This window comes from Pseudomonas sp. PKS, from assembly GCF_051913525.1.
GTDB lineage: Bacteria > Pseudomonadota > Gammaproteobacteria > Pseudomonadales > Pseudomonadaceae > Aquipseudomonas > Aquipseudomonas guariconensis_D.
Map to the genome: position 1 here is coordinate 1 of NZ_JBEGDO010000043.1, position 2,283 is coordinate 2,283.

Consider the following 2,283-nt stretch of genomic DNA (forward strand, 5'->3'; position numbering starts at 1 on the left):
CGACCTAGGCTGTGTGAAAACGCAGTAAACACATCGAAAACTGAGAGTCGCGCAGATTGCCTGTGGAATCAGCAAGGGAGAGCGCGAATAGCCTTACCTGCGAAAAAGACGTTTGCAGTGCTATATGGGCCGCGTCAGCGGCCCATATAGCTGTTTGCGGGCCAGCAAGCGGCGGGGTTTACGCCCTCATCGCCTCAAGTAACCCTGCGATGCCGAAGATGCTCATCATTCGTTTGAGGTTGTAGGCGAGCACGTGAAGGCTCATTTCGGTGCTTACCCTCGGCAGGGTTTTGGTCAGGAAGTGGGTACTTCCCATCCAGAATTTGAGCGTGCCGAAGGGATGCTCCACCGTCTGCCGGCGAACCTTCATCTTCCCCGGATCATGCTCCAATCGAATTTGCACTCCTTCGACTACGGCTTCATGCTCCCAGCGCTTTAATCGCCGCTCTTTACCGGTCGTACACTGCTTCTGCATGGAGCAGCTCTGGCATCCTGAAAACCAATAGCAGTGCAGTAGCATGCCGTCTTCCACCGAGGAATGCCGGCGCGTCAGCAACTGGCCTGCTGGGCACCGATATTCGTCCGATGCAGCAATGTAGATGAAGTCCTGCTTGCCGAATCGGCCTTCCGCTTTGCTGCTCGATGTCAGTGGTTTAGGTACAAAGGTGGTGATGCCAGCTTGCTCGCAAGCAAGGATTTCCGGGCCTTTGTAATAGCCTCGATCAGCAACCACCGTCAGCGCCTCAGCACCGATTTCTTCCCGTGCCTGGTTAGCCATACTGCTCAGTTGCCCGCGATCATTACCAACGTTGGTCACCTTATGGGTAATGATCAGATGGTGTTTGTCGTCGACTGCTGTTTGTAAGTTGTACCCAACTGTGCCGGAGCCTCGGCCGCTTGTGGCCATCGAACGGGCATCTGGATCGGTAAGCGAGATTTGCTGATCGGGACTGGCTTGAAGCTGCGCCTCGATTTTCTTGAGTTTTTGCATCTGTTTTTTCAGCGTTTCTATCTTTTCTTTCAGCCGCTCTGTTTTGGCCTCGGCCACTTCGGGCGTTGCCCGATCCGCCGAATCCATCGCCGCCAGATATCGATCAATGCTCTGCTCGATCTGCTGTATACGGGCCTTCACCTTACCCTGAGTGAAATTGCGGTCGCGATTATTGACGGCTTTGAATTTGCTGCCGTCGATGGCGATGATGGACTGGGAGAAAAGATTGAGGTTGCGGCAAAGAACTACGAACTGGCGGCATACGCTGCGAATGGCTTTGCCGTTGTCTTTGCGAAAGTCGGCAATGGTTTTGAAATCCGGAGCCAAGCGTCCCGTTAGCCACATCAACTCGACGTTGCGCTCGGCCTCACGCTCAAGTCGGCGGCTGGACTGAATCCGATTGAGATAGCCGTAGATATAGATCTTCAGCAACACCGCTGGGTGATAGGCCGGACGACCAGTTGCGGCAGGATCGACGCCCTCAAAACCAAGTGCGCCCAGGTCGAGTTCATCGACGAAAACGTCGACCACTCGCACTGGATTTTCTTCGGCTACAAAATCGTCCAAGCACTCCGGCAGCAGCGTCACCTGCGTCCGAGTCTCGCCCTCAATGAATCGTTTCATGATCGCCCCCAATACGATCTAGGCGAAAATAAGCTTAGGTCATCCTCGGCATATTCCGGATTTTGGCCTTAAAGAAACGCTCGTTTTTCATCTGGATTGAAGACATTACCGGAGGGGATTGGTCAGATATTGGCAAGCTGGGGAACAATGGATTTACCCATGCAATTGACTGCCGCAAAGTATTTACGGCCGCTTGAATGGGACAACCTTGCGTGGCATTCGCAGCAATACTCGTCACGGTATTGGCCATCAGGTTTGAAAAATAGCGTGGCCTCGTTGAGGTCGGTTATTAAAAAACCTTCAGATTTCAAAATCTGTTCAAAACGATCACGTAGTGAAGAGAGGGCGGTGGGAAGGTGAGGATGACTAAGAAGCTCTTTCGGGTATGGGGTCGCACTCAGTAGATCCACTGTCGCGATCGACTCCCCGGTCGCTTTGAGGGCTTGCAACAGATGTGGGTGTACGTACGACAGACTGCTCGAAGCGTGGTGCGCAATACTTTGACAGACACTACTGAGGCGGCGAAGGGAAGGCATTCATTCTTCCTGATTTGGTTCGCGAGCTGCGTCGAGCTGATGGATTCCTCGAAACCATATGGTGCCTCAAAACCTTGTCGATGCGCCCATGGCGGAATCGTTCTAAAAATGTGTTTTCACACAGCCTGGACC

General features: G+C 53.1%; 2 protein-coding genes. Both read right to left on the minus strand.

Translation table 11 applies throughout. From position 1 onward, the window contains the following. Nucleotides 1-178: 178 nt before the first annotated feature. Nucleotides 179-1,615, minus strand: coding sequence for an IS1182 family transposase (locus ABOA88_RS23975; RefSeq protein WP_367852224.1), 1,437 nt, complete (start codon nucleotides 1,613-1,615; stop codon nucleotides 179-181). A 122-nt stretch (nucleotides 1,616-1,737) separates the two neighbouring features. Beyond that, on the minus strand, nucleotides 1,738-2,151 hold the full coding sequence (locus ABOA88_RS23980) for a hypothetical protein (RefSeq protein WP_367852223.1): 414 nt from the start codon (nucleotides 2,149-2,151) through the stop codon (nucleotides 1,738-1,740). Nucleotides 2,152-2,283: the final 132 nt, after the last annotated feature.